The 26,409-nt window shown below is 37.7% G+C and carries 23 protein-coding genes and 2 pseudogenes; 13 read left to right on the top strand and 12 right to left on the bottom strand.

Features of this window, described 5'->3' with window-relative positions; all coding sequences use genetic code 11:
- Positions 1-349 precede the first annotated feature (349 nt).
- The 8 genes from ilvB (at position 350) to ACM26V_RS23110 (ending at position 10,319) form a co-directional block, all read left to right on the top strand.
- On the top strand, positions 350-2,083 hold the full coding sequence (gene ilvB, locus ACM26V_RS23145) for a biosynthetic-type acetolactate synthase large subunit (protein ID WP_416149109.1): 1,734 nt from the start codon (positions 350-352) through the stop codon (positions 2,081-2,083).
- Positions 2,080-2,601, top strand: a complete 522-nt coding sequence (ilvN, locus tag ACM26V_RS23140) for an acetolactate synthase small subunit (protein ID WP_416149108.1) — start codon at positions 2,080-2,082, stop codon at positions 2,599-2,601. The genes ilvB and ilvN overlap by 4 nt, the downstream gene beginning before the upstream one ends.
- A 65-nt stretch (positions 2,602-2,666) precedes the next feature.
- The gene (gene ilvC, locus ACM26V_RS23135) at positions 2,667-3,698 is read left to right on the top strand and encodes a ketol-acid reductoisomerase (protein WP_416149107.1); all 1,032 of its coding nucleotides are present in this window, start codon (positions 2,667-2,669) and stop codon (positions 3,696-3,698) included.
- On the top strand, positions 3,685-5,238 hold the full coding sequence (locus tag ACM26V_RS23130) for a 2-isopropylmalate synthase (RefSeq protein WP_416149106.1): 1,554 nt from the start codon (positions 3,685-3,687) through the stop codon (positions 5,236-5,238). Before ilvC ends, ACM26V_RS23130 begins: the two co-directional genes overlap by 14 nt.
- A gap of 11 nt (positions 5,239-5,249) precedes the next feature.
- A complete protein-coding gene (gene leuB, locus ACM26V_RS23125; protein ID WP_416149105.1) occupies positions 5,250-6,341 on the top strand; it encodes a 3-isopropylmalate dehydrogenase in 1,092 nt (363 codons plus the stop codon).
- 179 nt (positions 6,342-6,520) lie between these two features.
- Positions 6,521-7,936: a 3-isopropylmalate dehydratase large subunit gene (gene leuC, locus ACM26V_RS23120; RefSeq protein ID WP_416149104.1), complete on the top strand. Its 1,416-nt coding sequence runs from the start codon at positions 6,521-6,523 to the stop codon at positions 7,934-7,936.
- A 29-nt stretch (positions 7,937-7,965) separates the two neighbouring features.
- A complete protein-coding gene (leuD, locus tag ACM26V_RS23115) occupies positions 7,966-8,550 on the top strand; it encodes a 3-isopropylmalate dehydratase small subunit (protein ID WP_416149103.1) in 585 nt (194 codons plus the stop codon).
- Between the two features lie 224 nt (positions 8,551-8,774).
- On the top strand, positions 8,775-10,319 hold the full coding sequence (locus ACM26V_RS23110; protein WP_416149102.1) for a peptide chain release factor 3: 1,545 nt from the start codon (positions 8,775-8,777) through the stop codon (positions 10,317-10,319).
- Positions 10,320-10,421: 102 nt separating this feature from the next.
- On the opposite strand, the gene ACM26V_RS23105 is transcribed toward ACM26V_RS23110, so the two are convergent.
- Positions 10,422-10,562, bottom strand: coding sequence for a hypothetical protein (locus ACM26V_RS23105; RefSeq protein WP_416149101.1), 141 nt, complete (start codon positions 10,560-10,562; stop codon positions 10,422-10,424).
- A 186-nt stretch (positions 10,563-10,748) separates the two neighbouring features.
- On the opposite strand from ACM26V_RS23105, the gene ACM26V_RS23100 reads away from it, so the two are divergent.
- The 4 genes from ACM26V_RS23100 (at position 10,749) to ACM26V_RS23085 (ending at position 14,194) form a co-directional block, all read left to right on the top strand.
- Positions 10,749-11,750: an NADP-dependent oxidoreductase gene (locus tag ACM26V_RS23100; RefSeq protein ID WP_416149100.1), complete on the top strand. Its 1,002-nt coding sequence runs from the start codon at positions 10,749-10,751 to the stop codon at positions 11,748-11,750.
- Between the two features lie 319 nt (positions 11,751-12,069).
- Positions 12,070-12,762 carry a DUF1538 domain-containing protein gene (locus ACM26V_RS23095; protein ID WP_416149099.1) on the top strand — a complete coding sequence of 231 codons (693 nt, stop codon included), beginning with the start codon at positions 12,070-12,072 and terminating at the stop codon, positions 12,760-12,762.
- Positions 12,759-13,490 carry a DUF1538 domain-containing protein gene (locus ACM26V_RS23090; protein ID WP_416149098.1) on the top strand — a complete coding sequence of 244 codons (732 nt, stop codon included), beginning with the start codon at positions 12,759-12,761 and terminating at the stop codon, positions 13,488-13,490. The genes ACM26V_RS23095 and ACM26V_RS23090 overlap by 4 nt, the downstream gene beginning before the upstream one ends.
- Complete coding sequence (locus ACM26V_RS23085; protein WP_416149097.1) at positions 13,487-14,194, top strand: P-II family nitrogen regulator; 708 nt, start codon at positions 13,487-13,489, stop codon at positions 14,192-14,194. The genes ACM26V_RS23090 and ACM26V_RS23085 overlap by 4 nt, the downstream gene beginning before the upstream one ends.
- Positions 14,195-14,274: 80 nt before the next feature.
- Here ACM26V_RS23085 and tnpB read toward each other — a convergent pair.
- Positions 14,275-15,188 (bottom strand): annotated as a pseudogene (tnpB, locus tag ACM26V_RS23080) (IS200/IS605 family element RNA-guided endonuclease TnpB); the annotation flags it as partial.
- A 144-nt stretch (positions 15,189-15,332) separates the two neighbouring features.
- A pseudogene (locus tag ACM26V_RS23075) lies at positions 15,333-15,443 on the bottom strand (helix-turn-helix domain-containing protein); the annotation flags it as partial.
- Between the two features lie 254 nt (positions 15,444-15,697).
- Here ACM26V_RS23075 and ACM26V_RS23070 point away from each other — a divergent pair.
- Positions 15,698-16,594, top strand: a complete 897-nt coding sequence (locus ACM26V_RS23070) for a DMT family transporter (RefSeq protein ID WP_416149096.1) — start codon at positions 15,698-15,700, stop codon at positions 16,592-16,594.
- A 133-nt stretch (positions 16,595-16,727) separates the two neighbouring features.
- On the opposite strand, the gene ACM26V_RS23065 is transcribed toward ACM26V_RS23070, so the two are convergent.
- From ACM26V_RS23065 to ACM26V_RS23025, 9 genes are all read right to left on the bottom strand, one after another.
- Complete coding sequence (locus tag ACM26V_RS23065; protein WP_416149095.1) at positions 16,728-16,916, bottom strand: Spo0E family sporulation regulatory protein-aspartic acid phosphatase; 189 nt, start codon at positions 16,914-16,916, stop codon at positions 16,728-16,730.
- A 259-nt stretch (positions 16,917-17,175) separates the two neighbouring features.
- Positions 17,176-18,909 carry a phospho-sugar mutase gene (locus ACM26V_RS23060; RefSeq protein ID WP_416149094.1) on the bottom strand — a complete coding sequence of 578 codons (1,734 nt, stop codon included), beginning with the start codon at positions 18,907-18,909 and terminating at the stop codon, positions 17,176-17,178.
- Positions 18,910-18,993: 84 nt separating this feature from the next.
- On the bottom strand, positions 18,994-20,658 hold the full coding sequence (locus ACM26V_RS23055) for a glycerol-3-phosphate dehydrogenase/oxidase (protein ID WP_416149093.1): 1,665 nt from the start codon (positions 20,656-20,658) through the stop codon (positions 18,994-18,996).
- A gap of 225 nt (positions 20,659-20,883) precedes the next feature.
- Entirely contained in the window at positions 20,884-22,392 is a 1,509-nt protein-coding gene (gene glpK / locus ACM26V_RS23050; protein WP_416149092.1) for a glycerol kinase GlpK, read from the bottom strand.
- A 12-nt stretch (positions 22,393-22,404) separates the two neighbouring features.
- Positions 22,405-23,256, bottom strand: a complete 852-nt coding sequence (locus ACM26V_RS23045) for an MIP/aquaporin family protein (RefSeq protein ID WP_416149091.1) — start codon at positions 23,254-23,256, stop codon at positions 22,405-22,407.
- Positions 23,257-23,469: 213 nt separating this feature from the next.
- Positions 23,470-24,024: a glycerol-3-phosphate responsive antiterminator gene (locus ACM26V_RS23040; RefSeq protein ID WP_416151952.1), complete on the bottom strand. Its 555-nt coding sequence runs from the start codon at positions 24,022-24,024 to the stop codon at positions 23,470-23,472.
- Positions 24,025-24,046: 22 nt separating this feature from the next.
- A complete protein-coding gene (locus ACM26V_RS23035; RefSeq protein ID WP_416149090.1) occupies positions 24,047-25,057 on the bottom strand; it encodes an aldose epimerase family protein in 1,011 nt (336 codons plus the stop codon).
- A gap of 145 nt (positions 25,058-25,202) precedes the next feature.
- Positions 25,203-25,787, bottom strand: a complete 585-nt coding sequence (locus ACM26V_RS23030; protein ID WP_416149089.1) for a hypothetical protein — start codon at positions 25,785-25,787, stop codon at positions 25,203-25,205.
- Positions 25,787-26,299, bottom strand: coding sequence for a hypothetical protein (locus tag ACM26V_RS23025; RefSeq protein WP_416149088.1), 513 nt, complete (start codon positions 26,297-26,299; stop codon positions 25,787-25,789). Before ACM26V_RS23025 ends, ACM26V_RS23030 begins: the two co-directional genes overlap by 1 nt.
- Positions 26,300-26,409 lie beyond the last annotated feature (110 nt).

Here is a 26,409-nt window from a genome sequence, read left to right as displayed (position 1 = left end):
AAAGCCCGGAAATACAGCTTAATCCGACATCATCCCTGAGTGTTATGCTGAACGATTTTATTCAAGTAGGCATAAACAGGTGTTTAAGCACCTGTTATCAAAAGAAGCTTCCCTTTATAGAGAAGCTTCACAAGGTAATCTTCGTGAGAAGTTTACAAATCCGGGTGGTACCGTGAAAAGTAAAGGCCTTTTCTCCCCGTTGACGTTCGAGCTGCAATAATACATCTGCTGGCTTTGAAATTCGATGGAAGAAATAGGCCTTTTTATTTTGAATGATTTAACAACAAAATCGCAACGGAATTTACCGTTATTTAAGATCATATTCAAAACATTCTAGGAGGGATGAAAAATGAAAATGGAAACAAAAAAGACAGAGAAGACAGAGATTGAACCAGTTACAGCTGTAAAAACAGGGGCGGACATTCTTGTTGAATCATTAATTAGTCAGAAGGTGGATACAATCTTTGGATATCCTGGAGGTGCAGTCCTTCCTATTTACGATGCATTGTATCGCTCCGATGGTGATTTCGAACACATTCTTTCTCGTCATGAGCAAGGTTCTATCCATGCAGCTGAAGGATATGCTCGCGTTTCAAACAGACCTGGTGTTGTTCTAGCTACTTCTGGTCCAGGGGCAACAAATTTAGTAACAGGAATTGCTGATGCAATGATGGACTCTCTTCCACTCGTCATTATTACTGGCCAAGTAGCAACGGCTGTTACAGGAACAGATGCATTCCAAGAAGCAGATATTATGGGAATAACAACACCGATCACTAAGCATAATTATCAAGTTCAATCAGGTTATGAAATCCCGCGAATTATTAAAGAAGCATTTCACATTGCTTCAACGGGACGACCAGGACCAGTAGTCGTTGATATTCCTAAAGACATCTCAGCAAATCCGTGTCCTGAAACAGATCAGTCTGATTTTCACCTACCAGGCTATCAACCAACAATTAAACCGAATCCGTTACAAATTAAGAAACTAACAGAAGCACTAAAGAAGTCTAAGAAACCATTGATTCTAACGGGTGCTGGTATTCTTCACGGGAGAGCAACAGATACCTTACTAGAAATCGCCGAAAAATACTCGATTCCAGTTACATCGACTTTACTTGGACTTGGGGCATTTCCTGGAAACCATGAATTATTCTTAGGAATGGCTGGTATGCATGGAACCTACACGTCAAATATCGCTATTTCTGAATGTGATTTACTTATAAATGTAGGCGCAAGATTTGACGATCGTTTAACTGGAAATTTGCAACATTTTGCTCAAAACGCTGTGATCGCTCATATCGATATCGACCCTGCTGAAATTGGTAAGAATGTTCCTACCGATATTCCAATTGTTGCTGATTCAAATGCTGCGCTCAAAGAGCTTAATAAACAAATGAAGGTCGGACCGGAACATGCTGAGTGGATGGAGAAACTTAATTATAATAAAACAGCTTTTCCACTGTGGTATAAAAATCCACAAACAGAAATGATTCCTCAGTGGTTAATCAAATCTATTCACGATGCTACTAGAGGTAATGCAATTATCACCACAGACGTAGGTCAACATCAAATGTGGGCAGCACAATATTATTCTTTTGCAAGACCAAACCGCTGGGTTACTTCAGGTGGTCTCGGGACGATGGGCTTCGGCTTCCCTGCTGCCATCGGTGCACAGTTAGCCGCACCAGAGGATCCTGTTATAGCGATTGTTGGTGACGGTGGCTTTCAAATGACCTTGCAAGAACTTTCTGTTCTTCAGGAACGTGGATTGCCTGTAAAAATTATTATCGTTAATAACGAAGCTTTGGGCATGGTAAGACAATGGCAAGAGGCTTTCTATGATAAAAGGTACTCTGAATCAATTATCAGCGTACAGCCAGACTTCGTGAAATTAGCTGAAAGCTATAGCATCCGCGGTATGAAAATTGAAACACAAGCAGAATTCATTAAAGCAATTCCAGAAGTAATGGCTTTTAACGGTCCAGTACTTATGGACTGTCGTGTACTTCAACAGGAAAACGTCTATCCGATGGTTGCTCCTGGAAAAGGAATTAACGAAATGGTAGGGGTGAAACCATGAAACGAATTATCACAGCAGTCGTCCAAAACCGAAGTGGTGTACTAAATCGTGTGACAGGCCTTATGCATAAAAGGCAATTCAATATTGAGAGTATTTCTGTTGGTCGTACCGAAACCGAAGGCATTTCTAAAATGACTTTCGTCGTCGATGTAGCAGATCATGCAAAACTCGAGCAATTAACGAAACAATTGAACAAACAAATTGATGTATTAAAGGTTACTGACCTTTCCGATAAAGCGATTGTCGCAAGAGAGCTAGCACTCATTAAAGTAGTGAGTAATGCTCAAGTGAGAAATGAAATTCAAGGCATTATTGAACCATTCAGAGCATCGGTTATCGATGTAAGTAAAGACAGCTTGTCTGTCCAAGTAACGGGTAAACCCGATAAGATTGAGGCATTGATTGATTTGCTTCGACCTTATGGTATTAAAGATATAGCAAGAACTGGTCTTACCGCTTTTTCAAGAGGGCATCAACCGCAAGTAGCTGAACTCACTTCCTACTCATTACTCAAGTAATAGTTATGGCCATGCAGTATCAGCAAAGTATCAACAAATAAACTAATTTGAGAGGATGTATCAACATGACAAAAGTACTTTATAACCACAATATTCAAGAAGAGGTTCTTAAAAATAAGAAAGTTGCTATTATTGGCTATGGCTCTCAAGGCCATGCACATGCCTTGAATCTTAAAGAAAGCGGCTTTGATGTCGTTGTCGGACTTCGAAAAGGAAATTCATGGGATAAAGCAGTTGAAGACGGTGTTGAAGTTGCATCAGTTGCTGATGCAACAAAACAAGCAGACCTCGTTATGGTGCTCCTACCTGACGAAGGACAGCCAAAAGTCTACGAAGAAAGCATCAAGCCTAACTTACAAGCTGGAAATGCATTAGCATTTGCTCACGGTTTTAATATTCATTTTAGCCAAATTGTTCCTCCTGAAGACGTCGATGTCTTTCTTGTTGCACCAAAAGGACCAGGTCACCTTGTCCGCAGAACATTTGAAGAAGGAGCTGGAGTCCCTGCTCTTTACGGCATTTATCAAGACTCTACAGGCAAAGCAACAGACCTTGCCCTTGCATATGCTAAAGGAGTTGGAGCTGGACGTGCTGGTATCCTTGAAACTTCATTCCAAGAAGAAACGGAAACTGATTTATTCGGTGAGCAAGCCGTCCTTTGTGGAGGTATTACAAGTTTAATTAAAGCTGGTTTCGAAACATTAACAGAAGCTGGTTATCAGCCTGAAGTTGCCTATTTTGAGTGTCTACATGAAACAAAATTGATTGTTGACCTGCTTTATGAAGGTGGACTTGAAGGTATGCGTTACTCGATTTCTGATACTGCACAATGGGGAGACTTCGTGTCTGGACCAAGGGTTATAGATGCAGATACAAAAGCGCGTATGAAAGACGTATTGACTGATATTCAAACAGGGAAATTCGCGAAAGAATGGATCCTTGAGAACCAAGCTAATCGTCCACAATTTAACGCAATTAATGCAAAAGAAAATAAGCATCAAATTGAAAAAGTTGGCCGTGAACTTCGCGAATTAATGCCATTTGTCAAGCAACAAGGTAAAAAGAAAGAGGATGTGGTGACTCATGGCTCACGTTAACGTCTTTGACACCACCCTTCGAGATGGTGAGCAATCCCCAGGCGTAAACTTGAATCAATTAGAGAAACTTGAAATTGCAAAACAACTAGAACGATTTGGCGTCGATGTGATGGAAGCAGGATTCCCTGCTTCCTCACAAGGCGACTTTGAAGGTGTTAGAGAAATTGCTCGGAAAGTACGAGGCGTTTCGATTGCTGGATTAGCCCGAGCAAAAAAGTCCGATATTGATACAGCTTGGGAAGCATTAAAAGAAGGCGTCGATCCGATGCTTCACATCTTTCTAGCTACCTCCCCTATTCATATGACACACAAATTAAAAAAGACACCGGAAGAAGTATTAGATCTAGGCGTAGAAATGGTACGTTATGCAAGAACAAAATTTCCAAAAGTAGAGTGGTCAGCAGAAGACGCCTCTCGATCAGACTTAGACTTTCTTGTAAGAATGATTGAAAAAGTGATAGATGCAGGTGCAACCGTTATCAATCTACCTGATACTGTTGGATACACTACACCAGCGGAATATGGTCAATTATTCAAATATGTCCGCGAAAATGTTCCTAATATTGATAAAGTTACTTTGTCCGCTCATTGTCATGACGACTTAGGAATGGCTGTTGCTAATTCTTTAGCCGCTATTGAAAATGGTGCAAATCAAGTGGAAGGAACGATTAATGGTATCGGTGAACGTGCTGGAAACGCAGCTTTGGAAGAAATCGCCGTTGCATTAACGATTCGCAAAGACATTTATCCCTACAAAACAAACTTAGTTTTAAATGAAATCAAACGCACCAGTGATCTTGTTAGTAATTTAACTGGAATGGCGGTTCCCCGAAACAAAGCAGTTGTCGGACAAAATGCCTTTGCCCATGAATCAGGCATTCATCAAGATGGTGTGTTGAAGAACGCTTCCACTTATGAAATTATTACACCTGAATTGGTTGGTGTGAAATCTAACAATTTAGTCATGGGAAAACATTCTGGCAAACATGCTTTTAACGACAAAGTAAAACAATTAGGTTATGAATTATCTAAAGATAAATTGTTAGAAGCTTTCACTTCGTTTAAATTGCTCACGGATCGAAAAAAAGAAGTAACTGATGAGGACTTATTTACAATTTTAACAGAAATTCAAACGGACTCAGATGAAGTAAAGAAGTATGTATTGAAAGCTTTCCAAGTTCAGTACGGCACATCAAATCTTCCTACTGCAACCGTAGCTTTGGTTGCCCCTGATGGCACAAAGCTGGAAACAGCCTCTACGGGACAAGGTAGTGTAGAAGCCCTTTTCAACACATTAGACTGTATGATTCAAGAAAAAATTCAATTATCTGATTATCAATTAAGTTCGGTTGGACGTGGACGAGATGCCTTAGCGCAAGCAAATGTAAAAATGACAGTTGACGGCATTTCAGTCAATGGTCGTGGTTCGTCACAAGATGTGTTAGAAGCATCAGCGAAAGCCTTCTTAAATGCAGTTAATCGTGCTTTTTACCATAAAGAACCAATTAAAGATAAAGTGATTCAAGCTCAATCGAATTAAGGAGGTTTACAATGGAAAAGAAAATTGTTCTTTTACCGGGGGATGGCATTGGCCAAGAAGTTGTTCAATCTGCCAAACTCGTTCTTGATGCTTTAACAGAAGAATTTCAGCATTCATTCACTTATGAAACACACTCCATTGGAGGTACAGCTATAGATGATCATGGTACCCCATTACCTGATGAGACTACCAAAGCATGTCATGAAGCAGATGCGGTTTTACTAGGAGCCGTTGGTGGACCTAAATGGGATCAAAATCCTTCTCATCTACGCCCTGAAAAAGGATTGTTAGGAATTCGCAAATCACTAGGTTTATTTGCCAACTTGCGTCCTATTCAAGGGTTCGATAATTTACTACATGCGTCACCGTTAAAAGAAGAAGTTGTTAAAGGCAGCGATTTGCTTATCGTACGAGAACTCACTGGCGGCCTTTACTTTGGAACACCTAGTGAACGACGAAACGATGGTCAGTCTGTCGTAGATACTCTCGCTTATGACCGTTCTGAAATCGAACGAATTGTTGAAAAAGGATTCCAAGCAGCACAGATTCGCCGTAAGCACCTTACTTCTGTTGATAAAGCAAATGTATTAGAGTCTAGTAAACTGTGGCGTGAGGTTGTTGAGGAAAAGAAATCCGACTATCCGGATGTGACTGTAGACCATATGCTCGTAGACGCAACAGCAATGAAGCTCGTTACTGCTCCTACTTCCTTTGACGTTATCGTTACGGAAAATATGTTTGGTGATATTTTAAGCGATGAGGCTTCAGTTTTAACTGGTTCATTAGGGATGCTCCCTTCCGCAAGTGTTAGACAAGATAGCTTCGGATTATACGAACCCGTACATGGTTCCGCACCTGATATCGCAGGTCAAGGTGTTGCTAACCCACTAGCAATGATTCTTTCAGCTGCACTTATGCTGCGTCATTCTTTCCACATGGAAAAAGAAGCTCTCTTAGTTGAATCAGCTGTTCATAATGTACTCAACCAAGGCTATCATACAGCCGACTTGAACATCGTTGATGGAAAAAAAGTCAACACAGAAAAAATGACACAACTTATCGTGGACTTTATTAAATCCACTAGCACGGCCAAAAGCAATTAACAACTATTACAAATATTTTTTTATTAGATAAACTTGGCTTGTCACCAAGTCCTTCATGGCGAAAGCCTTAGTTTATCTTATACTTTAATCCTTTATCGAAGTTAAATATTCTTAAAGTATAACAAAATCAGTAGCACCTACTGTTTAAGTAGGTGCTATACCTCAAAGGAGTGACCAACATGGGAAAACCACAAACAATTGTTGATAAGATTTGGGACCGTCACGTTGTCCTTCAAGAAGAAAATAAGCCTGATTTAATTTATATTGACTTGCAACTCGTTCATGAAGTCACTTCCCCACAAGCATTTGAAGGTCTACGCATGAAAGGCCGAAAAGTAAGAAGGCCTGACCGAACATTTGCAACGATGGATCACAACGTCCCTACGATTGCTAGACATATTATTAACGATCCAGTATCTAAAATTCAGATGGAAAAACTACAAGAAAACTGTAAAGAATTTAACATCCCATTAGCAGATATTGACCATCCCGATCAAGGAATTGTTCATGTTATTGGACCTGAATTAGGATTGACTCACCCGGGAAAAACGATCGTATGTGGCGATAGTCATACGTCAACTCATGGTGCGTTTGGGGCACTTGCATTCGGAATTGGAACTAGTGAAGTTGAGCACGTTCTAGCAACGCAAACACTTTCGCAAGCACCTCCAAAAACGATGGAGGTTAAAGTAAATGGGAAATTAAGCCCTGCTATTACTGCAAAAGATTTAATACTAGCGATCATCGGTAAATTCGGCGTACGATTCGGTACCGGTTATGTTCTCGAGTATACAGGTGAAGCGATTCGAAACCTTACAATGGAAGAACGAATGACTGTTTGTAATATGTCTATTGAAGCTGGTGCTCGTGCAGGATTAATTAGTCCTGACGAAACGACATTTAACTACTTAAAAGGAAAACGACACGTTCCTAAAGGTAATGATTTTGACAAAGCTGTAGCAGACTGGTCGTCACTTGCAACTGATCCAGGTGCTGCTTATGACGCTTCAGTCGAAATTAACGCTAATGAAGTCGAACCACAAGTAACTTGGGGTACAAACCCTAGCATGTGTATCCCTGTTGGAGCAAATATCCCAGCGCCTGAGTCCGCAGATTCAGATGCTGAAAAAGAAGAAATTGAACGCGCACTAGAATATATGGGGCTTGAAGCTAATAAACCAATATCTTCTGTAACAATTGACCATGTCTTCATTGGATCCTGTACAAACTCGCGAATAAGTGATCTTCGAAGAGCTGCAAAAATTGTTGAAGGGAAAAAAGTACATTCTTCTGTGCATGCTATGGTCGTACCCGGTTCACAATCTGTTAAGCTAGTAGCTGAATCAGAAGGACTTGATAAAATATTTACCGAGGCTGGATTTGAGTGGAGAGAAGCGGGATGTAGTATGTGCCTTGCTATGAATGACGATATCGTACCATCAGGTGAACGATGTGCATCCACTTCAAACAGGAACTTTGAAGGTCGTCAAGGTAATGGCGCCCGAACGCACTTAGTAAGCCCAGAAATGGCTGCAGCAGCTGCTATTGAAGGTAGATTTGTAGACGTGCGAAACTTTTTAGCCGCAACCGTATAAACATATAGTATTTAAAGGAGGCAAATACGATGGAACCAATTCGTCAACATACTGGTCTTGTTTATCCAATCAATCGATCAAATATAGACACAGATCAACTTATTCCTAAACAATTTTTAAAACGCATTGAACGCCAAGGATTCGGTCAATTTTTATTTTATAACTGGCGGTATAATGACGACGGAACGGAACGAAAAGACTTTTCATTAAATGATCATAAATATGACGGAGCATCTATTCTTGTTTCCGGTGAAAATTTCGGCTGTGGATCATCTAGAGAACACGCACCTTGGGCTCTGCAAGATTTTGGCTTCAAAGTAATTATTGCATCAAGTTTTGCAGATATTTTTTACAACAATTGTGTAAAAAATGGCATTTTGCCTATCCAATTATCTGAACAACAAATTGCTGAATTAGTTAAAAAAGCTGAAGGTTCAACTTATAATTTATCAGTAGATTTGGAAAAGCAAGTTGTGTATGATGATGCTGGCTTCGAGGCTCAGTTTGAAATAATTAACTACTTGAGAGAGATGCTTTTAAACGGTTGGGATGAAATTGCCGTTACTCTTACTCAAGAGGATAAAATTACACAGTTCGAACAAGCAAGAGACTAAGAAAAATCAATAGAAAAGCCAACGATTACCTTAGGTAAGGAATCGTTGGCTTTTTCTTACGAGTTTTATAAACGACAACTCGTTATTTCTTCGTTTGTCCGAGAGCAAATAAAAAGAAAGTGTGCTTCTTGACGTTATTTTGTTTATAATAGAATATTGAAGCCAACATTTATTAATATGATAATTAGCATATTTTATTTTTTATTATAGAAAGGGTTATGTATATGTCTACTGAAACACCGAGACGCACATTTGCAATTATTTCTCATCCAGATGCCGGAAAAACAACACTCACAGAAAAAGTCCTTCTCCTCGGCGGGGGAATTCGTAGCGCTGGAACCGTCAAAGCAAAAAAGTCAGGAAAATTTGCTACTTCAGACTGGATGGATATTGAAAAACAACGCGGAATTTCAGTCACTTCTAGTGTCATGCAATTGCTTTATGATGATATTCAAATTAACATCCTCGATACTCCTGGTCACCAAGATTTTAGTGAAGATACTTATCGTACGCTGACAGCCGTTGACACAGCCGTCATGGTCATTGACTGTGTAAAAGGTATTGAGGCACAAACACTCAAATTATTTAAAGTATGCCGTATGCGTGGCATTCCTATCTTAACATTTATAAATAAATTAGATCGTGAAGGAAAAGAACCGTTAGATCTTCTTGCGGAAATTGAAGAAACGCTTGAGATGGAAACTTTCCCTATGAATTGGCCGATTGGCATGGGAAAAAGGCTAAAAGGAATTTACAGTATTCCAGACGAGACAGTGGAAATTTATGATGAATCACATGATCGTCAAATTATCCCCTATAAACAAGACACTTCCCTTGAAGATTACGAGCGAGAAACTCTTGAAGAAGAAATCAGTCTTTTAGAAGAAGCAGGAAATGATTTTACGATGGAAAAGGTACACAATGGCTCATTAACCCCTGTATTTTTTGGAAGTGCCCTATCGAATTTTGGAGTTCAATCATTTCTTGATCAATTTGTGAAATATGCCGCAGAACCACAACCAAGAAAAGCGTCAGGAGAGTTAGTAGCAACCACTAGTAAAGATTTTTCTGGATTTATCTTTAAAATTCAAGCAAATATGAACCCTAACCATCGTGACAGAATTGCCTTTTTGCGTGTTTGCTCAGGCCATTTCGAAAGAGGTATGGAAGTAACTCTTTCACGATCAGGAAAGAAAATGAAGTTAAATCAATCTCATTCCTTTTTTGCCTCTCACACAGAAACAGTTGAAAAAGCAATGCCTGGAGATATTGTAGGACTTTATGACTCTGGAAATTTCAAAGTAGGCGATACTATCGTAAGTGGTAATGAGCGAATTCAATATGAGGAAATGCCTCAATTCCCTCCTGAAAAATTTGCTAAAGTTACCGCTAAGAATGCTATGAAGCACAAGCAATATCATAAAGGGATTGAACAGCTTGTCCAAGAAGGAACGATTCAATTATATAAAACTCCATACTTCGAGGACTATATCATTGGCGCTGTCGGTGAATTACAGTTCCAAGTATTTGAATATCGAATGAAACACGAATACAAAGTCGACATCGAGTTTCATCATATGACTCATGAGTTAGCTAGATGGATAACAAAGGGAAAAGTTACCGAAGATATGACAGATAGCCGAAAGATGCTAGTTAATGACCAACAGGGTCGTCAAGTTCTCCTCTTTCAAAATGAATTTGCATTAAGATGGTTTCAAGACAAGCAACCAGATATAGAATTATCTTCTGGTTGGGAAATACTCGAATAATCAAACGAAACAAAACAAGCTTGAATGAGAGAACTCTTTTATTCAAGCTTGTTTTCCTTTAAAATAAATCAGAGCCGATAATTTAAATACTTCTGCACTACCTCAGACAACTTTCTTTTTCACATATTTCTTTTTCCCTTTCCCCGCACAAAAGCCACAAGGAACTTTCTTCGTCACAAACCAAAGTTTACTGTCCACACGTCCGACCCCATTGCAATGCTTACAAATGTAAATAATCGCCATGTGATCCCCTCTTCCTGTCAAAATTCAGATGATTAATACTTATAGTATACCCTTTATTATTTTAATATTCAAAATATTTAAAAGTGTGCTAGTAGTTATCCCAGTAAGCAAAAATCTATTGTCTGTTATTTCTTTATGTTAATGTAAGTAACAATAGATATTTTAAGTAATTATGGAGGGATTTTTATGAGTATAAACAAACAAATTCTATTAGCGAAACGACCGGAGGGTATGCCTGATAAAGATACATTTAAATTTGCAGAAACAGAAATCGAAAAACCAAGAAAAGGAGAAATATTGATTCGCACAATCTATGTATCAGTTGATCCATATATGCGTGGAAGAATGATTGATGCTCCTTCGTATGTCCCCCCTTATAAATTAAATGATGTACTTGGCGGTGGATCAATCGGTGAAGTCATCGAATCGGAATCAAGTCAGTTTGAGCAAGGTGATATTGTCATAGGTAGTTATGGATGGCAAAGCTATTATACAGCGAAGGAAGATGAAGTTAGAAAAATAGACAAAAATATTGCGCCGATCTCTACTCACTTAGGTCTTTTAGGAATGACTGGATTAACTGCATATTTTGGGTTGCTTGACATTGGTAAACCAAAAGAAGGTGAAACGGTTGTTATCTCTGGAGCTGCTGGCGCTGTTGGTTCCGTTGTCGGACAAATTGCAAAAATAAAAGGGGCACGTGTTGTTGGCATCGCAGGTACTGATGAAAAAAAACAATACTTAAAAGAAAAATTGCACTTTGATGAAGCTATCAACTATAAGACTACATCTAATCTGCAAGAGGATATTGCAAAAGCATGTCCGAATGGAGTTGATGTGTATTTTGATAATGTTGGTGGTGTAATCTCTGATACGGTGCATGCAAATTTAAATAAATATGCACGAATATGTATTTGTGGGGCGATATCAAGTTATAATCTTGAATCGGGAGATATTGGACCACGTATTCAAACTACACTGATTAAGAAAAGTGTTTTAATGCAAGGCTTTACATTAGGCGATTTTGCGGACCGATTCGCCGAAGGTTCTGAAGCACTTGCTAAATGGCTTCAGGAAGACAAACTAAAGTATGAAGAAACCATTAAGGAAGGCTTTGACAATATCCCGGAGGCATTTCTCGATCTTTTTGAAGGCAATAACATAGGGAAACTATTAGTCAAAGTGTAAAACATCGACAACATATAACTCCATTGAAAAAAATCGTTATTTACTTCTAAATCTATCTCAATCTATTCAATTAAAACATAACTTATAACATCAAAAATCCCTAATTGTTATAATGATTATAACCGATTAGGGATTATTTTGTATAAATGAAAAAGGTCATCTCTTATACAAGTGAGGAAAAACTATCCTAAATTAAATATTATTTAAATATTCAAATTACTTGATTATGTGCGTATATTTAGGTATTTTAGGGTAGAGAATATTAGTCGTTATTATTAGCATAAAACCCTATTCACTTATTTAAATAAGGAGGAATCCAATGAGAGATATCATTGAGCAACTAAAGGAAGTTGTCATGGCCATCCTGCCGATGGCGATACTAATTATTATTCTCCAATACACAGTTATTGGCCTTCCACCGGAAACTTTTTTTCGCTTTTTAGCTGGTGTTGTTATGGTGGGGTTTGGACTTTTTTTATTTTTAGTAGGTGTACATATTGGTTTATTACCTATTGGTGAAATGATCGGTTCTGCTTTACCGAAAACAAAGAAACCTTGGCTTATTATTGCCGTTGGATTTGTGTTAGGAATTGTCGTCACAATTGCTGAACCTGATGTCCGTGTTTTAGCTTCACAAATTGACCAAGTTTCTGAAGGTGAAATATCAAATCTCGTGCTTATCTATGCAGTAGCAATGGGAGTTGGATTCTTTGTCGCTGTTGCGATGGCTAGAACACTTTTTAATATTCCTTTAAAATATATTCTACTTGTAAGTTACGGAGTTGTGTTCACATTAGCAATGTTTACACCTGAAACGTATATACCCATCTCATTTGACGCTGGCGGGGTCACTACAGGACCGATGACAGTCCCATTCATTCTTGCCTTAGGTGTCGGTGTTTCTTCTGTGTTGCGTGGAAAATCGTCATCAAGTGATGGATTTGGTCTTGTTGCGCTCGCTTCTATTGGACCGATCCTATCTGTGATGATTTTAGGAGTGATATACGGATGATTCTCGACTTGTTTGAAAATATAGACCACGTATTAGTTGAAGTTGCCATGGCTATCTTACCATTAATGATATTCTTTTTTGTCTTTCAATTTTTCTTTTTAAAATTAGACAAAGAAAAAATTAAAAACATTTTTGTTGGGTTAGTTTTTACCTTTGCAGGTTTAGTATTATTTCTTCAAGGGGTTGAAGTCGGCTTTTTTCCTGCCGGTGAAGCAATTGGTGAACTGTTAGGTGAAAGAGAAAATACGTTAATTCTTCTTCCAACGTTAGGTTTTTTATTTGGATTAGTAGCAACGTTTGCTGAACCTGCAATTCGGATATTGAATTATGAAGTCGAAAAAGTTACAGCTGGGTCGATTTCTAAAAATGTTATGTTAATTACTCTTTCTCTAGGTGTTGGAGTCTCCATTGCTCTATCAATGTTCCGTATTTTAGTAGGGTTGCCACTTTGGTGGTTCATTGCCCCAGGATATGCACTTGTCATGATTTTACTTTTCATCTCAAAGGATCAATTTATTTCAATTGCATTTGATGCTGGTGGTGTTGCAACAGGACCAATGACAGTCACTTTTATTATGGCTATTGGCGTCGGTGTTGCCTCTGTTACTGAAGGAAGAGACCCTCTGATGGATGGGTTTGGCATGATTGCTCTGGTAGCCTTGACACCGATCTTATCAGTGCTCATACTAGGCTTGATATATAAACAAAAGGAGCGGGTCGAACAATGACTACAATAAAAAAAGACAATAAGCTCTTAGTGACCATTGTAAAAAAAGGAAGGGCAAAATATGTCATGAAAGCATCAAAAAAGGGTGGTGCTGAAGGTGGCACTGTCTTAATAGGAATTGGTAGAGGAATTCATGAGAAAAAGAAGGTTTTTGGCCTTGAAGCTCTCTATGAAAAAGAAATTATTTTAAGCTTGGTTCCTGAAGATATTTTACCTACTGTTTTAGATAGAATTATTGATGAAGTGAAATTAAACGAGCAAGGAAAAGGAATCGGCTTTATTGTCGATATAAAGAAAACGATTGGGATCGCTCATATGGACTATGAAGAAAAAGTAAAGGAGGACTTAGAAGAAATGACCGATGATATTAAACACAAAGGGTTCGATTTAATTATGACGATCGTAAATAAAGGTAATGCAGGAAAAGTAATAGATGCTTCAACACGCGGAGGTGCTGAGGGAGGAACAGTTCTTACTGGCCGTGGAAGCGGCGTTCATGAGAAAGCAAAGCTTTTATCGATTGCGATTGAGCCAGAAAAAGATGTCGTACTCACATTAATTAAAAAGAGCTCTACTAAAGACGTATTAAATGCAATTGAAGAAGATGTGAAAATTAATGAACCTGGTAAAGGGATTTCCTTTGTCCTTCCTGTCGAACAAACAGTTGGGATTCATCATCTTATGCAAACACCTGATAATAATTGAAGTACCCGCCACTTAACTGCTCTTGCGAACTGTTTGAAGTGGGGGATTCCTAAGAACACCTTCGTAACCGAAAGTTTTGATTAGGCTAGCCCCGTCGCACCGACGGTTAGAAGCCTTATAGCTTCATGTTTGAGATTTAATCCTGCGTTCATATCGCGGTCGTGATGCATGCCACAAACACACGTCCACTCACGCACATTCAGATCTTTAACGTCTTTGTTTTTATAGCCGCAACGTGAACAACGTTGTGAGCTAGGGAAGGTTTTGCTCACTTCCACCACCGTCTTCCCGTACCATTTAGCTTTATATTTCAACAGGCTCTTAAATTGAGACCAAGATACATCAGCGATTGATTGAGCTGTTTTCTTATTTTTCATCATGTTCGATACTTGCAGACTCTCCATTCCGATAATATCGTGGTTTTTGATGATATCCGTCGAGGTCTTATGCAAGAAATCTGTCCGCTTATTTTCAATCTTTTCGTGAATTCGAGCGACCTTGATTCGTTGCTTGTTCCAGTTGCTAGAACCAATAACTCGCCTTGATAGAACTTGTTGAGCCTTTGCTACCTTTTGTTCTAACGACTTAAAATAACGATGGTTTCTATATCTTGTTCCATCTGCAAGGATAGCGAAGTCTTTTAGTCCTAGATCAACGCCTGTACTGGTGTTTGTCTTCGGCATCTCAACGACGTCTGTTTCAGCTAAGATTGACACAAAGTACTTACCACTTGGATTGCGTCGTATGGTCACATTTATGATTCGCCCATCCACGTCACGACTTTTAGAAAACCGAACAAGACCAAGCTTCGGCAACTTGATGTGTTTACCTAAGCGATATTTCCATTGGTGTGCTTCGTGACATAGGACTGTATCTTGTTCTTTTTACTTTTAAACTTAGGAGCTTTGTTTTGTTTTTTATAATACCTTTGGTAAGAATCAGCGAGGTTTTCAACGGACTTTTGCAAGGAAATACTATCCACTTCTTTTAAAAAAGGATAATGCTCTTTTAATTGGCGAACCGCCTTAACTGACGCGTATTTGTTGAAAAACTCTCCTTTCCAGTTATTTGAAGGGAGATGACCGGTTTGCACCATTTCTTCGACGATGTACCAGTAAGCGTCTTTTTGCTTCTGCTTACTGAGGAAGAAATTGAACACGAATCTTGAACAACCGAGCGTTTTATGAATGAGCTCGACTTGTTTCGGATTAGGAAAAATACGAAATTTGAACGCTTTTTTTACTAACATGACATCACCTCATTTGCAAACGTATGTTCTAATCATATCATGAGGTGAGTCTGTTGGCTATCGCCAACCGCCATGGCTAAAAGCCCTTCTCGCGATTGAAGAGGGAGTCTTCTGGCGGAAAACGATAAAATTTAAAATGATACGTCTCAGAAGTGAAGTTTGGTATCCTCCCCTTACTTCACTTTTCTTACTCCTACGCTAATCAAAAAATACTCCGTGCCTATGTTATACTTGTTGAATTGGAGGTTTTGAAAATGCGTATTCATCCATACTTATTACTAGCTATTGCCATGCTTTTTTTCTCTGGGAACTTCATTGTCGGAAAAGCCTTTGAAGGAATTATTCCTCCCTTTACTTTAGCTTTTTTCCGTTTTGCCGTTGGATCTCTCATCCTTCTTCCGTTTTGTATAAAAACACTAATTAAACAAAAAGCTCTTTGGAGAAACGAATGGAAACCCCTATTAGGTCTATCTATCTCTGGGATTGTTCTATTTAATTCAAGTCTTTATTGGGCAGTTAATTTTACGAGTTCAATTAACGCCTCCATTGTAGACGCATTAACTCCGACGGTTGCAGCCATCCTTGGCTTTTTTATTTTGCGTGAATCCTTATCTAAAATACAACTGTTCGGAATTATCTTGTCCTTTGCAGGAATATTAGCAATTATAACAGAGGGGAGCTGGAGTGTTCTTACTACGCTAACATTTAATCGAGGAGATTTAATTATGCTTTTCGGGATTATATGCTGGGCTATTTACTCCATTATAATCAAGCTACACAGCTATAAATTTCCCGCAATTGCAGGACTAGTCGTGACAATGGTAATCGGAACAATCATCCTTATGCCAATCGCATTGATTGAAACTTATTACTTGGGAATTCCAAACCTCTTCCAAAAAGAGATCCTCCTTGGTTTAGCTTATATCGGGATTTTTCCGTCAGCAATCTCTTTATTACTATGGTATCGTGGTGTTAGTGAAATTGGACCTGGAAAAGCATCTATTTTTTTCAATTTAGTACCTATTTTCACAACTGCGATGGCAATCACTTTATTAGGTGAAAACATCACTTCCTCACAAATAATCGGGGGTATTGTCGTCTTGTCTGGTGTGTATTTATCAACAAAAGCGCCAAAGAGAATGAGAAATTAGTATGGGAGCTAAACATGAAGTAGAATACTATTACTTTGCAAAAGCATAAAAAAACACCGTGAAAGATCCACTAAATACGATGTTTTTAATGCCTATTATCGAACCTACCCCTCTTTTAGTAAATAAGAGTGGCTTAATTTGTGCAACTGATCTTTTTATCTTCACTTGATTGTGTAGTATGTCGATATAGATTCAATAACTGATCTAATTCTTGACTATATTGAATGGTTTCTGAAGAAGTGAATCCATATTTATTAGCGGCAAGAATCATTAGCTGACGCTTCGCTTCCATTTGAACCATTAATGATTTTTTAAAGCACATTTCACAACGCCTACCTAACATTCTTTTAAAAATTAACTATGCCCTATTTTTACTAACGTATTAAGTTTATCATAAGTCCCCTGTTTTTTTCCATTAATAAAAACCTTTTTTATGACAATTTGATTTATTATTGTAATATCTTTCGATAAAAGTTAAATATTTTTGGAATTATCCCGATTTCAAGAAGAAATTTTAGATAAATTATACCTCAAAAAAAACAGAAGTCATTGATAGACTTCTGTTTTCATTAAAATAGTCATTATATTGCTTCAATTTTCGAAACTAATTCCTGTTTAATTTGTTCTAAACGTACCTTCGCGCTTTCTGAAGAACTTTCTTTTACACCTATATAACATTTGATTTTTGGTTCCGTTCCCGATGGACGTAAACAATACCACGATCCATCTTTTAATATCATTTTCAGTACATTAGATGTCGGTAAATCTATTACTTCCGCTTTATCCTCTTCAATCACATGTCGTGTTCCTGTTTGATAGTCTTCAACAAACTCAATATTAGCTGCCAATTCACCGCTTGAAATCTCATCTCGGAAAACGGACATAATTCGCTGTATCTTCTCTGCTCCAGCCTTCCCTTTAAATACAAAGGAAACTAAATCTTCATAATAGTAACCATATGTTTCATAAAGAGTTTCTAATCCTTCATGAAGAGACAATCCCTGCTTTTTATAATGGGCACACATTTCTGCAGCTAAAACTCCTGCTTGGATTGCGTCTTTATCTCTCGCAAAAGGTTTAATTAAATAGCCGAAACTCTCTTCATATCCAAACAAAAACTCATGCTCTTTCGTAGATTCAAATTGTCGAATCTTCTCACCAATAAATTTGAAACCCGTCAATACATCTAATGTTTCTAACCCATAAGCTTGTGCAATTGTTCTTCCTAATTCTGATGTTACAATCGTTTTGATTACAACACCGTTTTCAGGGATTTTAGCCATCTCTTTTTTCTTTTTTAATAAATAATCAAGCAATAATGCCCCTGTTTGATTCCCAGATAATACTTCATATGTATTATCCTTATTTTTAGATGCTAAACCAACACGGTCACCATCCGGGTCTGTTGCAATTAAAACATCCGCATTTGTTTTTTCGCCTAGCTTAATCGCTAATTCAAATGCATCGTGCTCTTCCGGATTCGGGGAACGAACAGTCGAGAATTCTGGATCTGGCACTGCCTGTTCCTCCACGATATGAACATTTGAAAAGCCATTTTGATCAAATGCTCGCATCATTGGTATATTCGCCGCTCCATGAAGAGGCGTAAAGACAATAGACAAATCACTGCCTACTTCACGAATAAGGCCATGATCTAACACTACTGATTTTAATTCATCTTCATAAGCTTTATCTACATCTTCAAGGACCCATTCAAGCAAACCGTCTTTCTCTAGCTTCATTGCATCCGCGGTTTTCACTTCCAACTCATCCTCGACAGCATCGACCATTTTGATGAGTAAATCAGCATCTGCAGGAACTAGCTGTCCACCATCATCTCCATAAACTTTGAATCCATTGTATTCAGGAGGATTATGGCTCGCTGTAATCATAATTCCAGAGTAGGTCTCCAACTCACGAACAGCAAAAGACAATTCAGGAGTCGGACGAAGTTCTTTAAACAAGTATGTCTTAATCCCATTTGCTCCGAAAGTACAAGCAGACTCTAATGCGAATTCTTTCGACATCCTTCGATTATCGTGAGCGATAACGACTCCTTTGGCCACCGCTTCGTCTCCTGCTTGCTTAATAAAGTCTGCTAACCCTTGAGATGCTTTTCGGATCGTATAGATATTCATTCTATTTGTCCCAGGTCCAATTTCTCCGCGCATACCACCTGTTCCAAATTCAAGGTTCTTATAAAAACTGTCCTCTAAATGTTTTCCATCGTTTTCAAATGTCACTAACTCTTTTTTTAAATCTTCGTTGAGATTTATTTTAGATTTCCATCGTTCATATTGATTCTTCCATTCCATTTAACTTCCTCCTTAAATTTTATAGGCAATTATACATACTTCTAGTTATACTCATATTTTAGCCTATAGTAAAGAGGTATCACGTTAATTTTTTTCTCTTGTTTCCACAGGATTTGTCGAATAATAGATTTCTTCTTCCAATACTTCAATATGTTTGTCTCTTTCTTCTTCAGTCCAATGGAAGCGATCCGTCATATACTTAATCACCCCTGTCTTCCATTGTCGAACATAACGAATGTCAAAGAACAAGGCGCTCGTTCGCCGATTAAAAAAATCAATCGGTGAAACGACCATCTCCTCTTCAATACCATATATTAGAGAGGCAAAAACACTAACTGGTAAATCATAATGTTTACTTTCACTTCCTTGTGTCTCAATTATTTCAAATACTCGTTGAACATTTGACCCATAAAGATTTGACAATCTTTTGGCCTCTGTTTCAGTTAAGCCGAGGTCCTTTCCTTTTTTTGTCCATTTTTCAATAAAGTTGTCAAGTTCATCTGAACCTCCAACATCTCCTCCAGATAGAGTCATTTTCTCTGTTTTACATTTTTCCTTGTTACCTAGCTCACGACCAACAAGATCAACAATCCGTTCTGCCATTTTTCTATAGCCTGTCAGTTTCCCTCCAGCTATCGAAAGCAGGCCGCTATAGGACTCAAAAATCTCGTCTTTTCTAGAGATTGCTGAAGTACTTTTTCCTTCTTCATGAATAAGCGGACGAAGTCCACTCCAGCTAGATTCTACATCTTCACGATTCAAATGAACAGATGGAAACATATAGTTCGCTGCATCAAGGATATAATCCATGTCTTTTTCAGTCATATGTGGAGTAGCAATATTCTCTAAATAGTGAGTATCCGTTGTTCCAACATACGCCTTTCCTTCTCTAGGAATGGCAAACATCATTCTTCCATCATCTTCTGTATCAAAATAGACTGCTTGTTTCAAAGGAAATCGCGATTGGTCGATCACAATGTGAACACCTTTCGTTAAGTGGAGGTATTTCCCTTTTTTTGAACGATCTTTTTCTCTTAGCTCATCTACCCAAGGTCCTGCAGCACTCACAACTTTTTTAGCATGTAAACTATATATTTTTCCTGAGACAAGATCCTTCACTTTAACACCTTTAACTTTTCCATTTTCATAGATAAGTGATTCAGCCTTTGTATAATTCGTTGCTTGCGCCCCTTGGTAAATAGCTTCTTTTAAAATTTCTAACGTAAGTCTTGCATCATCTGTTTTATACTCTACATATACTCCCCCACCCTTTAGGGTATCTTGACGAAGTAAAGGCTCCCTATCCATTGTCTCTGTTTTATTTAACATTTTCCTACGCTCGCCTCGCTTTACTCCGGCTAAAAAATCATACACTTTTAGCCCTAAGGAAGTGGAAGCTTTACCAAACGTTCCCCCTTGAATAATTGGAAGTAGCATCCATTCAGGACTCGTCACATGCGGGGCATTTTCATAAACGATTGCCCTTTCCTTTCCAACTTCAGCAACAATTCTAAATTCAAATTGTTTTAAATACCTTAAACCACCATGCACCAATTTCGTTGAACGACTCGATGTACCAGCTGCGAAATCTTGCATTTCAACTAAACCTGTTGATAGACCTCTAGACGTTGCATCCAGTGCAATCCCAGCTCCCGTAATACCGCCTCCAATCACTAAAATATCTAGTTCATTTTCACTCATATGTTCTAAATAAGATTCTCTTTGTACAGCTGAAAAAGGTTTTACCATATTAAATCATCCTCTCAATAGGTTTACTAGTTAAGATTTAAAAAGTAGTTTAAGTCTTTAGTAATACATATTTTTCTCAAAATAAAGGAAAAAAGAGACCACAGCAACCCTCACGTAAAAGAAATTCCTTTACGCTCGAGTGCTATGGTCTCTCCATATCTCCAGACCCATTCATTAATTTAATCTAATTATACCATATAATACTTATATATTATATAATTAGGCTTATTTTTTCTTCTGTTTCTTAAATTTCATTGTTGCGTCGACAGCTGTTTTCCATCCATCATACAATCCTTCTCTAACATCGTCTTCCATGTCTGGCTTGAACGTACGGTCAATGTGCCACTGCTGAGCGATCTCCTCTTTATTATCCCAAAAACCAACAGCGAGACCAGCAAGATAAGCAGCCCCTAAAGCTGTTGTTTCTTGAATGTCCGGTCGATCAACCGGTACATTCATAATATCACTTTGGAATTGCATTAAGAAATTGTTAGCTACAGCACCTCCATCTACACGAAGTGTTTTAACATCAATACCTGAATCTGCTTCCATTGCTTCGATGACATCTCTTGTTTGATATGCTAAAGATTCCAATGTTGCTCTAATGAAATGTTCTTTTTCGGTACTTCGAGTCAGTCCAAACATGGCACCACGGACTTCACTGTCCCAATATGGCGTTCCTAATCCTACAAATGCAGGAACGATATACACTCCATCAGTAGACGCTACTTTAGAAGCGTAACCTTCTGTTTCAGGTGCAGATTTTATCATCCTTAACCCGTCTCGTAACCACTGAATAGCTGAACCAGCTACAAAAATACTTCCTTCAAGGGCATATTCTACTTTTCCATCAATTCCCCAAGCAATTGTAGTTAGCAATCCGTGTTTTGACTTTACTGCTACTGTTCCTGTGTTCATTAACATGAAACAACCAGTACCATACGTATTTTTCGCCATTCCTTTTTCAAAACATGCTTGTCCAAACAATGCTGCTTGCTGGTCTCCAGCTGCGCCTGCAATCGCCACCTCTTCACCAAAGAAATGATAATCGACTGTTTTCGCATACTCTTCAGAAGATGGTCTAACTTCAGGTAGCATTGACTTTGGAACACCTAGTATATCTAATAATTCATCATCCCATTTTAACTTATGAATGTTATACATTAATGTCCGTGAAGCATTTGTATAATCAGTAACGTGCGCTTTTCCACCCGACAGTTTCCAAATTAGCCACGTGTCAATTGTGCCAAATAATAGTTTTCCACTTTCTGCTTTTTCTCTTGCGCCTTCAACGTTATCTAACAGCCACTTAACTTTTGTCCCAGAAAAATAAGCATCAATTAAAAGTCCAGTTTTGTCTGTAAAGAGCTCACTGTATCCTTTCTCTCTTAATTCTTCACAAATTGGATCTGTTTGACGAGATTGCCAAACAAGTGCGTTATAAATAGGAATACCAGTTTCTTTCTCCCAAATAACTGTTGTTTCACGCTGATTCGTAATTCCTATCGAAGCAATTTGTTTTGCTGAAACATTTTGATTACTTAGAACTTCCGCAATAACCCCTAAAACCGACGACCAGATTTCATTTGCATTGTGCTCTACCCAACCTGGTTTTGGAAATATTTGTCTAAATTCTTTCTGAGCAGTATCAACGATTTTTCCCTCTTTGTTAAATAAAATTGCCCTTGAACTAGTCGTTCCTTGGTCTAATGCAAGTACATACTTTTTTTCCATAATAAATTCCCCCTATGCTTGTTTTTGTTCTTTCATTGGATTATGTTTCGTTTCTTCAACACTTGATGGCTGTAATTCTTCTTTATCAATTTTAAAAGCGATAAAGAGAACTATAAAGAATAGAGCAATAAAAATCCAAAGTCCAATATTTACAATACCCTCAAACATTGCTACATAGCTTAACGTTCCTAATGAACCGCCAATAATTGGCCCTGCAATCGGAATCCATGAATATTTCCATCCATTGTCACCTTTATTATGGATTGGAAGAATAGCGTGTGCCAGTCTTGGACCTAAGTCCCGGGCAGGATTAATAGCATATCCGGTTGTTGCCCCCAAAGACATACCAATAACAACAATTAAGAAACCAACTAAAAGTGGATCAAGTCCAGTTGTTACATCGTTTGCCCCTAATCCTAGAATACCAAACAATAACACGAATGTTCCAACAACTTCACTAAAGTAATTTGACGGCGAATGTTTCATTGCTGGTGCCGTGCAAAAAACTGCTTGTTTTGCTCCCTGATCTTCTGTGTTTTTCCAGTGAGGAAAATACATTAAAAATATAATTGTAGCCCCAACAAATGCACCAGCTAATTGAGCCGCAATATATCCCGGTACATCAACCCACGCAAAGTCTCCTATCATGGCAAAACCTACAGTTACTGCTGGGTTAATGTGACCCCCACTAATTTCACCAATCATATAGATCGACATGGCTACACCAAGACCCCATGCAAATGTTATAACAATCCATCCGCTTGCTTCTGCCTTCGTACCTTTCAACACAACTCCTGCAACAACACCTCCTCCAAAAATGACCAACATCATTGTGCCTAAAAATTCCGCTAAAATTGGCGACATTCTTTTTCCCCCTTCAAAAAAAAAATGGAGACGCAAAAAAGACCGACAGAAATCCACCATAGACATATCGTCTTTTGGTGCATTTCCGTCGGCCTCCATAGTCTCCACGAAAAATTTATTAACTTAGCTATCATTTAACCAGAGCTTGTAAGCGATGTCAATCGATTTCTATTAATTAAGCAATTTAATTAACTTTTTATTCGGTAAAGTATGTTATTGTTCTGATCCCCATAATTTTTTATTTGAAGTTGTCACAGCTGTTGCTCCAGCTTTTATAGCAGCATCGACTTCTTCGTTCGAACGTATTAATCCACCTGCAATAATCGGTACATTTGTTTTACCATAAATCTCTTCTATGATGTGAGGAATTAAGCCCGGTAGAACTTCAATAAGGTCTGGCTTAATCGTATCAATCATATTATAACTTGACTCTAATGCAATCGAATCAAGGAGAAACAATCGTTGAATTGTTAATATTTTTGCTTTCTTAGCTGTTAACAAAACATTTTTTCTCGTAGAAATTAATCCTTCTGGACGAATATCTCTGCATAAAAATTGAGCCGCATATTCATCGCTTTTTAATCCTTGAATTAAATCTGCATGAAGCAATACTTTTTTATCATGGTCATGAAGCATCTTAACGATACTTTTCAACTGTCCAATGTGTGTATTTAACAATACGACGTATTCATAGTTTGAACTTGCAATTTTTTCCAAATCTTTTAAATCTCTAATAGCAGGTAAAATGGTTGAGTTTAATAACCCCATCATTCACCTCCCTTTCCTTAAGTTATTTTGCATTGAAAGAAAATACCGTTTGTTTTCGATACACTTCTCCCTTTTCAATTAAATAACTCTCTGTTTCGTTTGGTGGCATTTGTGTTTCCAAGCAAATACCAGCATATTTTTCTGCTGTCCCTCCATTTAAAGTTGGAGTTTGCTTCACTTGATTTCCTGAGTATACAACTACTGCTGGGTCATCCGTTTTAACAGTAAGTGTTCTTCCAGACTCCGGATCAGTTAAAGTAATCTTTTCCTCCACTGAATCATCTAATAAAAATGGGTGATCAATCCCACCACCAACGATATCGGTCTGCTCATATCCACCATCAACAACATCTTTGACAAGCTTGCCTTTTCTAAAATCAAATGTTGGATGATCGTCAACTTTTACCACTCTAACAGGCATCGACTCTTTGTCTAATTCATAAAAAGATGGGCTAGCTAATTTTAATGAATGATTTAAAATATCTGTTTTCTTATTACCTGACAAGTTGAAATACGTATGGTTAGTTAAATTGATCGGTGTTTTCTTATCAGGGCTTGCCCAATAATTGATCGTTACTTGATTATCTTCTGAAAGAACGTAGCTAACTTTAAATGTGACTGTACCAGGATAACCATCTTCTCCATCAGGGCTAACGTACTCAAAAATAAGCGAATCCTTTTTTTCAGTTACTTCCCATATACTTTTGGCTAACCCTTTGATTCCACCATGCAAATGATTATTACCATCATTTTTTTCTACTTGAATTGCCTGATCTTCAAATTTAAGAAGACCTTCTTTAGTACGGCCAGACGTCCGTCCAACGACTATACCTAGATAATATGGATTTACTTCGTAATTGGAGATATCTTGATAATTAATCACGACGTTTTCCGTAAGCCCATTTTTATCTGGGACATTTATCTCTGTAATAGCCGCACCAAAGTTTAGCGCAGTTAATGACATTCCTTTTCCATTCTCAATCGTATACGCGTAAATTTCTTCCCCACTAAATGTTGCTACTTTTTGTTTCAATGAAATTCCTCTTTTCTATGATATTTTCTATTTTAATTGTACATAAAGAATCTTTAGAAGAAAAGTAATATTAGTCTGCTAACGATATTGATCCACCTTAAACAGGATTCTCAGTGAGAATAGACCCCAACATCGAAGTTGAGGTCTATTCTTCATATAATTTAATTGCATTAATTATATCTACACTAGACGCTCGATACACAGGGTAGACATTATTATTTTCAACAAGGTCTTTGCCTCGATGGAATCCTAACTTATGTAAGATTCGCTTACCATCATCAGAAATAGCAATTGCGCCAACTTCTTTTATCGTCATCCCTTGCCTTTTAATCCACTTTAATTGCTTTCGGAGATCTTTAATAATTGTTTTTGTGTATTTTTTATAATCCTGATCATGAATATCTACAATCATCGAAATTAAATATAAATAAATCTCTTTTGGAACTTCATAGTCAAGCAAAAATTCATCCAATTCACTTTCATCCAATTTACCATTCAAAATATTTTCATAAACTCCCTTAGAAAATGGAAACAAACTATATATACCTTTTATTTCACCGTTTACTTTAAGCGTTCGATAGACAGAAGAATTTTTACTCATGATATTCAAGACAAATTCCTTTGATACATGCCATTCCTTAGGATAAATTTTATAATTCAGTTCTAGCATCGCAGTTATGTCTTCTTTTTTAGGATTTTCAATTGATATATCTTCAGCCGGATGATTCATCAATTTACCCTCACATCATTTGTCTTTTTTTCTTCCTTAGCCTCAATTTCATCTATTACTTTCAATAGAAAAACCGAAAATGCTTTGTCATACCAAGTTGCTGATTTACGGAACATTTCTCTTGCTAGTGAACATCGATTGAAAAAATGATAAATAAATTCTGCCCATGATTCCCAATCTTCTTTATCATTTTTATTCTTATAGATTTTCTTATGATAAAAATCAAAAATAATGTCAAAAAAGTTAATATAATAATAAATAAGTGCTTCTTTTTTCCCTCTTTTCAGAGGTGTTTTCTCAATGTAATCAGAAATAGGATGATCATCATAAATACTCCATAAGTCTGGATCATCAATATACATCTTATCAATTTCTAACATTAACTTATTATGCTCAACTCTCGCTTCGTTACGAATTGTCACCTTATTATACTGGATAGTAATAATAGCCAAAATACCTGAAATCGTTAAAGACATAAAAGAAACTGTTAATGTAATCGTACTCGTATCCATGACCACTCTCCTTTAAAACCATACATATATCATATCATATTCAAGCTGAGTTTATAATTGAAATGAAGATTACAACATGCTGGGGTTTTTATTCAGAATCGTGTTCCTAT

The sequence above is a fragment of the Salipaludibacillus sp. HK11 genome (assembly GCF_047795645.1).
GTDB lineage: Bacteria > Bacillota > Bacilli > Bacillales > Salisediminibacteriaceae > Salipaludibacillus.
Note: the sequence above shows the minus strand (reverse complement) of the source record. Positions and strands in the feature narration are given on the sequence as shown.

What these genes read in the sequence shown, in the direction of transcription:
- ACM26V_RS23065 (WP_416149095.1), bottom strand. Translation starts at nt 16,916, where the DNA reads ATGTGCTTTAAAAAATCATTAATGGTTCAAATGGAAGCGAAGCGTCAG.
- ilvB (WP_416149109.1), top strand. Translation starts at nt 350, where the DNA reads ATGAAAATGGAAACAAAAAAGACAGAGAAGACAGAGATTGAACCAGTT.
- ilvN (WP_416149108.1), top strand. Translation starts at nt 2,080, where the DNA reads ATGAAACGAATTATCACAGCAGTCGTCCAAAACCGAAGTGGTGTACTA.
- ilvC (WP_416149107.1), top strand. Translation starts at nt 2,667, where the DNA reads ATGACAAAAGTACTTTATAACCACAATATTCAAGAAGAGGTTCTTAAA.
- ACM26V_RS23040 (WP_416151952.1), bottom strand. Translation starts at nt 24,024, where the DNA reads ATGGGGTTATTAAACTCAACCATTTTACCTGCTATTAGAGATTTAAAA.
- leuB (WP_416149105.1), top strand. Translation starts at nt 5,250, where the DNA reads ATGGAAAAGAAAATTGTTCTTTTACCGGGGGATGGCATTGGCCAAGAA.
- ACM26V_RS23025 (WP_416149088.1), bottom strand. Translation starts at nt 26,299, where the DNA reads ATGGATACGAGTACGATTACATTAACAGTTTCTTTTATGTCTTTAACG.
- ACM26V_RS23105 (WP_416149101.1), bottom strand. Translation starts at nt 10,562, where the DNA reads ATGGCGATTATTTACATTTGTAAGCATTGCAATGGGGTCGGACGTGTG.
- ACM26V_RS23095 (WP_416149099.1), top strand. Translation starts at nt 12,070, where the DNA reads ATGAGAGATATCATTGAGCAACTAAAGGAAGTTGTCATGGCCATCCTG.
- ACM26V_RS23045 (WP_416149091.1), bottom strand. Translation starts at nt 23,256, where the DNA reads ATGTCGCCAATTTTAGCGGAATTTTTAGGCACAATGATGTTGGTCATT.
- ACM26V_RS23130 (WP_416149106.1), top strand. Translation starts at nt 3,685, where the DNA reads ATGGCTCACGTTAACGTCTTTGACACCACCCTTCGAGATGGTGAGCAA.
- ACM26V_RS23110 (WP_416149102.1), top strand. Translation starts at nt 8,775, where the DNA reads ATGTCTACTGAAACACCGAGACGCACATTTGCAATTATTTCTCATCCA.
- leuD (WP_416149103.1), top strand. Translation starts at nt 7,966, where the DNA reads ATGGAACCAATTCGTCAACATACTGGTCTTGTTTATCCAATCAATCGA.
- leuC (WP_416149104.1), top strand. Translation starts at nt 6,521, where the DNA reads ATGGGAAAACCACAAACAATTGTTGATAAGATTTGGGACCGTCACGTT.
- ACM26V_RS23055 (WP_416149093.1), bottom strand. Translation starts at nt 20,658, where the DNA reads ATGGTAAAACCTTTTTCAGCTGTACAAAGAGAATCTTATTTAGAACAT.
- ACM26V_RS23070 (WP_416149096.1), top strand. Translation starts at nt 15,698, where the DNA reads ATGCGTATTCATCCATACTTATTACTAGCTATTGCCATGCTTTTTTTC.
- ACM26V_RS23030 (WP_416149089.1), bottom strand. Translation starts at nt 25,787, where the DNA reads ATGAATCATCCGGCTGAAGATATATCAATTGAAAATCCTAAAAAAGAA.
- ACM26V_RS23060 (WP_416149094.1), bottom strand. Translation starts at nt 18,909, where the DNA reads ATGGAATGGAAGAATCAATATGAACGATGGAAATCTAAAATAAATCTC.
- ACM26V_RS23085 (WP_416149097.1), top strand. Translation starts at nt 13,487, where the DNA reads ATGACTACAATAAAAAAAGACAATAAGCTCTTAGTGACCATTGTAAAA.
- glpK (WP_416149092.1), bottom strand. Translation starts at nt 22,392, where the DNA reads ATGGAAAAAAAGTATGTACTTGCATTAGACCAAGGAACGACTAGTTCA.
- ACM26V_RS23100 (WP_416149100.1), top strand. Translation starts at nt 10,749, where the DNA reads ATGAGTATAAACAAACAAATTCTATTAGCGAAACGACCGGAGGGTATG.
- ACM26V_RS23090 (WP_416149098.1), top strand. Translation starts at nt 12,759, where the DNA reads ATGATTCTCGACTTGTTTGAAAATATAGACCACGTATTAGTTGAAGTT.